The following is an 8,423-nucleotide window of genomic DNA, read 5'->3' as shown; positions in this document are numbered from 1 at the left end:
AAAGCTAAACAAGCCTATTATAGCAAATGGATTCTTGGGAAAGTGTTTACGAGCGCCCGTCATATAGCGCATTCCGGAGGCCCATTGGAACTAGTACAGAACCTGCTTAAAGAATCGAATGCCATGGTTCATGCGTATCAGCAGGTTCCTGTAGATCTGAGACAACGTTGGAGAGCCAATTATGACAGCTACATGGCAGCTGAAAAAGCCAAAGTATCCTATAATTTCGATGAGTATGATAAAAAATTTATGGGTACTATGTGGGTTCTCAGTAAAAATGGAGTTACCGATCAGAAAGCAGCTCAAGCCACTCTTGCCTATAACGAAGCTATCAAAAATGGAGAAATCAAATTAAATCACGAACCAGAAAATGTGGATATTTTTATAGAACAGATTAAAGCAGCTAAAGAAGGAAAGAACTATTGGACAGGCGAAAAAATCCCAAAATGGCAGGCAAATGCGATTATTGTCAGCAGCGTATTTTCTGAATTTCAGATGGTTGGAAGTTTATACGGTGCTAAATTTGGTAGGAACATAAAGATACCTTCTAAATCAATTAAAACTCCAGTATCTATCGTTGAAGAACCAGGAGTCGTAAAATCTGCGCCTTTTAAACCTATTGAACCACCCAAAAGTGGGGGAGTACCTAAACAAAGCCGTTTGGAGGAACTAAGAGCTAAATATGGGAAACTGAGTTCTACTGAACTTCATCAACGAATTAATTTGAGGGGAGCAGTGCACGAGGAACTAGACAGGGTAAAAAAGACAGGATTAAGTAAAAATGAGTTAGGTCCAGCCTTAGCAGGGGTATTAGATAAGAAAACAGGGCAGTACTATTTTGATATTAATAATCCTAAAGGAGATCTACCTTCGAAACAGCACAAAATAATTAACGAAAGAATTACTAATATGCCTGCAAAGATAAAGGAAGAATATATAAAGACGGCTGGAGCAGGATCTCATGCAGAAGTAAAAGCCTTAAACAGAGCTTTATTGAAAAGGCCAGATGCCCGATTATCTGATTTTATGATCTTTGTTATTTCTGCCAGAAAAATAAATAAAAAAATGCCTATAGGGACCCCTATGCCACGTTGCCCTCATTGCGAATATATAACACAGGGAACGAATTTTATACCGGAGGTTTTGAAACATAATCATGGAAAACAAAAATGAATTATACACTTTAGATTATGTCAAGGAAAATGGGGTGGATTTTGAAGACTTGTGGTTTTCTTCTACTAGTGATGAAATTTTGGACAACCCTGAAGATGAGGGTGGAACCCCTTTTACAGGATTAGCCTATGAATTATATGATAACGGTCAATTACGATATTTTAGTTTTTATAAAGATGGTTTTAAACATGGATTACTTCGAGAGTTTTATAATACCGGGGAGAGAAAATCTGAAGAAATTATGCATTATGGTCAGACGAAGGGAAAAAGGACTCAATGGTATGAGAATGGACAACTTAAATCGGTAAGCGAACACGAGTTGGGGGTGGAGTTAAGTTATCAGGAATGGGACGATAAAAACAATTTGATTAAGTCTAGTAAATTACAAGAAACAAGTGAGATTTTTAATTATTTATTAACCCAAAGAAAGCTGAATAGTAAATTAGGAAGAGACTAGAATAATTCTTAAAAGTGTTTATCTTCTCCGAATTTCGGTTGCTGTATCAGTTGATCGTTATGTACAAAATTAGCTTTATCGTGATGGGCGTTTAGCTATCACGATAAAGCTAATTAGTCTATTAATATATCTTTGATAAAACTTTTTTCACCAATTGGTCAGCTTGTCGAGTTGTTTCTGGTAAGCGATAACGTGGAGAGAGCTTTAGAATCCAATTGCAGGCTGTTTCTAATGAAATACGATGACCTACGGATACAAAAAGAGGTTTAATGTTTTCTTGGGTTCTTAATACACTTCCGATGATTTCCTCACGGTTCATTAATAATGAACATGCACCTCTTTCTTTAGATGGTTCTTGGAAATCCCCCAATAACTTCGTTTTTCCACAGCCAATTGTAGGAATATCAAAGATTACTCCTAAGTGACTGGCTAATCCAAATCGTCTTGGATGAGCAATTCCTTGACCATCGCAAACTACAAGCTGAGGAAAGGTCTTTATTTTTCTAAATGCTTTAACTATAGATGGTAGCTCCCTGAATGAAAACAATCCGGAGATATAAGGGAATTGCACAGAATCTTCAACTACTACTGATTCCACTATATTTAAAGAGTGTGCTTCTAAAATAACGATTGCTGCAACTAATAAATCACTTTGTTCACTATATGCCACGTCTACCCCAGCCACGTAATGAATTTCAGGGAATTGATCCTCTTTGGTAACTTTTTTAGATAACTCCTGTTGTAACTTTATCGCTTCCGTTTCAGCTAAATCCCAATTATGCCTTAAGACTGGTTTCATTTTGTTTTCCCCATTTTTAGTATATTAGATTTAAAATTAATGAAAAATGAAAGATGTTAAACATGCAAAAAACTGGATGATTTTATGCCAACTACTGCTTGGCAATCCAAAAAAAAAAATGATGTCTGATGCTTCAGTCTGTATTATCCTGATACCATTAAATAATTCCAAAAATTTACAATAAAACCGGAAAAATTTCTGTTTATTATATTAATGATTACGCTAATCCGAATGGGAAGAAGCTATAGGATATTAGCTAAGTCAGGATAAGCAATTTATCTATATGGAAGGGGTAAAGACGGGATTCGCTTGACCCTCCCGTCATGCACTTCACAAATATTCTCTAGCCTATTGATCGCATTATCTAAGATTTTTTAGGTTTACATTATAAAAGCAGATCGTACACTGCAACAAACTAGACATACTACAACTTAATAATCGCTTATTTTATATTGCAAGAAATTTTAATGCTGATCAAGGATGACGACCCAGATTTATATTTAGATAGGGCTAATTCTCTATTAGAAAAATTAAGTTAAAAAGGGGATCTAGCTGATTTACATACACACAGTTAGCCCTATAGCAGATTTCACAAAAACAATGTCGTGATCACAATCACGGTTTAGACTGTAAATTTAAGTTAAAATACAAACAATTTTAAATTTATTTCAGCTGAAACCAAAGATACTGTGATCGATCACAAAGAAAAAACAAGGAAGTGTACAAAGATGAAAAGAACTGATTTACCTCTTGTCTATTCATGTTCTGGATGTTCCTCCGCAGCACAAACCGCTAACATGATCGCTATACAAATGGATCGAGAAAAAGTCGCTGAAATGTCCTGTATAGCTGGTGTTGGTGGTGATGTCAAACCCCTTGTCAGAACAGCGAAATCGGGACGTGACATCATTGCAATTGACGGCTGTCCCTTGTCCTGTTGCAAGAGTTGCTTAGCAAGGCATGAGGTTCAACCCAAACACCATTTCCTGCTGTCTGACTTTGACGTACCCAAGATCATAGGAGAAGATCCTAACCCCGATCATTATAGGAATGCTTACACACAAATCTTAGAACAAATTGGACAATAATTCTTAGTCAAGATTAAGGTCTGTATCGAAAGATAGCTTTTATTATGTAACAATATCATAAATAGTTTGTACTGGTGGCTCCTAATACATCTTTAAGGGCCACCAGTATTTTTTTACTCCCAGTTTAATCATTGGATATAAAAATTCTTAAGAATTTGGAGCACTAATTGGAGTCATTTTTCAAATTTTTAAGCAGCTCATTTGCAACATCTGGCAAAGCGTTTTCAAACACTTTTCTTACAAGTACTATACATTCTTTTTTTAATACTTTTTCAGATAACTAAGGTTCCCCCTCCCATATTCAAGCTCCCCCGCCTCCTTAGCTGCCTTGTAAAAATTACTCGTCGTTACCATCCAATCAACACAGCAACTATGTATCTTCCTACTTACCAGCCTTGAGTTGGAGTACTATACATTCTCAACATCACGTTTCCAACATTTGCACTGAACGGCGATTTTACAGCTATCTTTGCTTTGCCCTTAAAAATTACTTTACGTAATAGCGAAGAGCCTAAAAATAAACGTAATGATAAAATCGGTGAATATCACAAAATGACAACAGATGTTATATTATACTTTGGTTGAAGTTAAACAAAGGAGATGGAGATGCTTATGATGAATCAAGAACCAAATCAGCAATTAGGTGAGATTATTGAGCAGTTCGTACATTCATTTATAGCAGAAAACAATAACATTCGATCTCAAAAAGTAATCAACATTGCAGATGAGGATACAATAGCTCATTTAAGGGAAATTGGCTTTCCCAAAAAAGGAAGACCCGTAAAAGAGATTGTCGATGAAATGAGGAAAAACGTCTATTCTCATCAAGCCTTCATGCAACACCCTCGTTTTTTCGCAATGATTCCTAGCCCCGTGTCTGTTTACTCTTGGTTAGGAGATATCATGACCTGTGCTTATAATACCCACGCCGGAAGCTGGATGCAGAGTTCAAGCGCAAGCCTTATAGAGGGGGAAGTGATCCGGTGGATGTGTGACCAGGCAGGATATCCTGCTACTGCTGGGGGCTTATTTCTGTCGGGCGGATCGCTGTCGAATCTGACCGCTTTAGCGGCTGCACGCAATGCAAAGTTATCCGAACAGGAATATGCGATTGGAACTGCTTATGTTTCAGATCAAACTCATTCATCGGTCGCCAAAGGGCTACGCATCCTCGGATTCCGTAGTGATCAAATCAGAAAGGTTCCAAGTGATAAAAATTTTCGTATGGATGTTTCAGCCTTGGAGAAAAAAATAATGGATGATCAGGCGGCTGGCATGAAACCTTTTGCGATCATTGCCACGGCAGGCACAACCAATACAGGAAGCATTGACCCGCTAAACGAAATTGCTGACTTATGTGAAAAACATAATATTTGGTTACACGTGGATGGAGCTTACGGTGCGTCGATTTTGGCTTCTTCGAAATATAAGTCTCTTTTGAACGGGATATCGCGTTCAGATAGTATCACCTGGGATGCACACAAATGGCTAATGCAGACCTATTCCTGTAGCGTGGTTTTAGCCAAAGATAAGCAGCAACTCAAAAACTGCTTCAGCACACGCCCAGAATATTTGAAGGATGCCGAGACTGATGAAGAACATATTAATTATTGGGATTTGGGTCCAGAATTAACCCGGCCTGCTCGAAGTCTGAAACTATGGGTGACACTGCAAGCTTTAGGCACGAATGCTGTCGGTGAAGTGATAGAGCATGGAGTTCAACTCGCAGAATGGGCTGAAGATGAAATCAAAAAACATAATCACTGGGAAATTGTATGCCCCGCGCAATTAGCGATTGTTAATTTTCGATATGCACCACCTGGGCTATCCGGCCAGGAATTAGATTCACTCAATAAAAGGATCTCCCAAGAAATGGTGACGAACGGGTACGCCACAGTGCTTACGACACAACTCAATGGAAAGACTGTTCTCAGAATCTGTGCAATTCACCCGGACACTACGGAAGATGAGATAAGAAATACAGTTCAGCTTTTATCGAATATAGCAAGATCATTAAATGAGAAAAAAGTTTTTTTATGATGTTCAATTGTGAAAATGAAGTGCTGCACTTTCTGTAAATAAATAAAAATGCTCAGCATTACGAAAATAAGAGGGGCTCGCCGCCCCTCTTTACTGTCTTTCCTGTACATCTTCCAAATTATTTCCCTTGTGTAATCAGTAACAATGAACATCACTCAATCCTAAAAAAACATTTGGAATGCAGTAATATATTCAAGTTGTTCTAAACCCTCGTACATCAATGCTCTTCATCTCAATCTATAGCTACCGCGCACTCCACGGCCATATGTGATGATAATGATGCCATATTTTCCGCCAACTATTTGGCATCCGGATTTCTATTTCAGCAGATAGTCACTTTTAATACATTTTACCAAAAAAGTGATCGCATCTATTTTTCACTAAAGCTTTTGGCCCATTCAGCAACCCTACGGCTGCTTTCTTCTTCGGACAAATCCTCGATCCTGGTCATAATAGACCATCTTACTCCACAGGGATCCAATATACTTGCGAATCGATCGCCTGAAACAAAGTTTGTAACGGGTTCCCTTACTTTCGCTCCTCTTGCTACCGCATTTTCAATGACCTGATCCACATTCATTACATAAATTCCGAAAGAATAACACGCATTTCCTTCATCTGGCGGCAAGACCAATTGATATGTCGGATTCGCTGCCCCCAGCTGCAAAAAACCATTTCCAAAATCTAATTCCGCATGAACAATGATTGTATTGCCATTCTCATCAGGATATCCAGTAATATCCTTAACTCTTGCATTAAAAACCGCTTTATAAAACTCTATCGCTTCCGAAGGATTCTTCACGGTTATAAACGGGGTAATAGATGTAAAGCCGTTGGGCACCCCCTTCTTTGTATATTTACCTGACACTCCCATGTGTTCTCTGCTTTCAGTCATTTTAACTCCTCCTTTAAATGCTCGTAACAGTTCAGTTTAATACTTATACCTTCATTGAATTGAATCCATCAACTCATAGTAATATTTGGGTGCACGTGTCTTATTAAGACTATACCAGGCTTCTAATGTTTTAGAAGAAAACACACCCAGAGCTTTCAAAACGTGTACGGAAAATTCCAACGGAGCCGTTCCAGATGCAGTGATCAGTCTTCCATCCGTCACAGCAGACTCTATTTTGTAATACTTTCCGCCCGTATAGGTGGGACAGATCATTTTAAGGTATTCCAGATCATTGCTTGTATGCCAACGTGCATTCAGCAGTCCTGCCTGGGCAAGTCCGATGGTAGCACCACAAATCGCCGCCACCCATATACCTTCCTCTAAACATCTCTCAGCAATTTTTAAGATCGGTTGATGAATGGTTTCTGTCCATGTATTTCCACCGGGTAAAATCAATGCATCTGTGCTTTCAATACTGCACTCATCCAGTTTGATGTCAGGCAGGATTTTCAATCCGCCCATGGTAGTGACAGGAGTCTTCTCCATTCCCACGGTAACTATTTTGGATGGGACCAGCCCCTTTTTATAATATCTCCCCGAGTTCAGTTCGGCAGTTAAGTAACCGATCTCCCAGTCTGCCATAGTGTCAAATACATAAAGATATACCGTCCTATTCATTCACAGGTTCTCCTTATTTTATAATTTATCAAGTGATACCAGCCCTCGGTAACCCGTGATTATCCCCATTATAAAAAAGCTTCACTGACATCTACTGTCAGTGAAGCTTTTAGCGCTGATAATATTCTATTAACTCCGACGCAACAGCAACTAGTTTTTCCTTCAAGCTCTGTGGCTCGATGACTTGAATGGATTTCCCGTAGGGTAGGAGTAAATAAGGGACATATGTATGAAGTGATTTTTCCTCAAGCAAAAAGATGGCTTGGTTAGCGGTTCGCTCTTTCAGATGATGCCCCAAAAACCAATGCAAACATAAGTCATCCAATGCCTCTGACCTGCCTTTAATCATTAAAGAAATTAAACCATCCTTACCTACTAAATCAGGTAACAGATTTTGCATAAAAAATTCACGAGCCGAAAAAGCCTCAGGACGCTTAAATAGGTTTGGAGTACGCTTGATCTGTAAAATCCGCTCTGCCCGAAAACTACGGATCTCATTCCTTAGGTGACAAAATGCAACAGTATACCATTTGTTGTTCCAGTACACCATTCCATAGGGGTCTATCACCCTATTCTTGGGTTGTTCTTCATGACCTGTGCGATAATCCATTTCAACAGAGAATTGGTTGGCTACAGCCTGCTCCAATTCGGCCAATACCGGCTGAAGAGAAGGATCTCCCATGCGATTTATCACTTCAAATCCGGCTAAATGACGGCTAAGTATACTTTCCTGCTCTTGATTCGAATACATTTTCAGCTTTGACGTCGCACTGCTTAATGCCTCACTCAAAGGGTATCCAGTCTCTTTTGCAAAAACAGCAGCATGAAGGAGTGCCTTTTTTTCCTCCATATCAAATAGCAAAGGTGCTCTAATAAAATTATTCAGCAAGCTATACCCGCCATGATGACCCGTGTCGGATATGATAGGCACCCCACTGGCACATAGAGCATCAATATACCGATAAACTGTCCTTATATTGATTTCTAACTTTTCGGATATTTGTTTTGCGGTCATTTTTACACCCGAATTCAGCATCCATAGAATAGCCAGCATATTATCGTTTTTTGGCATAACCTGAATCCTCCTCTCTCACTAAAGCTCAACCTTTTATAAATAACTCTTTGGAATCTTCTTACCACCTATTATATGCTTTTTTCCATTTTATACGTCTCTTTCATAACTTCCAATTCCAGATTTACACATAGTAAATGCCATAATGAATGGGTCATTCTGTAAACTAAATCTCTCTTTTAACCGATAAATACATATGCTGGGTTGTTTATTAAATATCA

General features: G+C 38.7%; 8 protein-coding genes. 4 read left to right on the top strand and 4 right to left on the bottom strand.

Annotated elements, in window-relative coordinates; translation table 11 throughout:
- Together AC5V8P_RS20415 and AC5V8P_RS20410 are read left to right on the top strand one after the other, a co-directional pair.
- On the top strand, window positions 1–1,173 hold a 1,173-nt coding region (locus tag AC5V8P_RS20415; protein WP_495473809.1), incomplete at its 5' end, for a YwqJ-related putative deaminase.
- Entirely contained in the window at window positions 1,157–1,630 is a 474-nt protein-coding gene (locus AC5V8P_RS20410) for a toxin-antitoxin system YwqK family antitoxin (protein ID WP_063213172.1), read from the top strand. The genes AC5V8P_RS20415 and AC5V8P_RS20410, both read left to right, overlap by 17 nt.
- 121 nt (window positions 1,631–1,751) lie before the next feature.
- Here the strand turns inward: AC5V8P_RS20410 and nfi are convergent, their stop codons facing one another.
- A complete protein-coding gene (nfi, locus tag AC5V8P_RS20405) occupies window positions 1,752–2,429 on the bottom strand; it encodes a deoxyribonuclease V (protein ID WP_063213173.1) in 678 nt (225 codons plus the stop codon).
- Between the two features lie 728 nt (window positions 2,430–3,157).
- On the opposite strand from nfi, the gene AC5V8P_RS20400 reads away from it, so the two are divergent.
- A complete protein-coding gene (locus AC5V8P_RS20400) occupies window positions 3,158–3,517 on the top strand; it encodes a putative zinc-binding protein (protein ID WP_013311396.1) in 360 nt (119 codons plus the stop codon).
- A gap of 612 nt (window positions 3,518–4,129) precedes the next feature.
- Window positions 4,130–5,557, top strand: coding sequence for a pyridoxal phosphate-dependent decarboxylase family protein (locus AC5V8P_RS20395; RefSeq protein ID WP_063213174.1), 1,428 nt, complete (start codon window positions 4,130–4,132; stop codon window positions 5,555–5,557).
- A 370-nt stretch (window positions 5,558–5,927) separates the two neighbouring features.
- On the opposite strand, the gene AC5V8P_RS20390 is transcribed toward AC5V8P_RS20395, so the two are convergent.
- The 3 genes from AC5V8P_RS20390 to AC5V8P_RS20380 all read right to left on the bottom strand — a co-directional run bounded on the left by AC5V8P_RS20390 (window position 5,928) and on the right by AC5V8P_RS20380 (window position 8,202).
- Window positions 5,928–6,452 (bottom strand): VOC family protein, encoded by a 525-nt coding sequence (locus tag AC5V8P_RS20390; protein WP_064796930.1) that lies wholly within the window; start codon window positions 6,450–6,452, stop codon window positions 5,928–5,930.
- Between the two features lie 51 nt (window positions 6,453–6,503).
- A complete protein-coding gene (locus tag AC5V8P_RS20385) occupies window positions 6,504–7,130 on the bottom strand; it encodes a type 1 glutamine amidotransferase family protein (RefSeq protein WP_063213176.1) in 627 nt (208 codons plus the stop codon).
- A gap of 109 nt (window positions 7,131–7,239) precedes the next feature.
- Window positions 7,240–8,202 (bottom strand): helix-turn-helix transcriptional regulator, encoded by a 963-nt coding sequence (locus AC5V8P_RS20380; protein WP_064796929.1) that lies wholly within the window; start codon window positions 8,200–8,202, stop codon window positions 7,240–7,242.
- Window positions 8,203–8,423: the final 221 nt, after the last annotated feature.

The sequence above is a fragment of the Paenibacillus sp. N119s genome (genome assembly GCF_059447605.1).
This window is presented reverse-complemented; position numbering and strand designations above follow the sequence as displayed.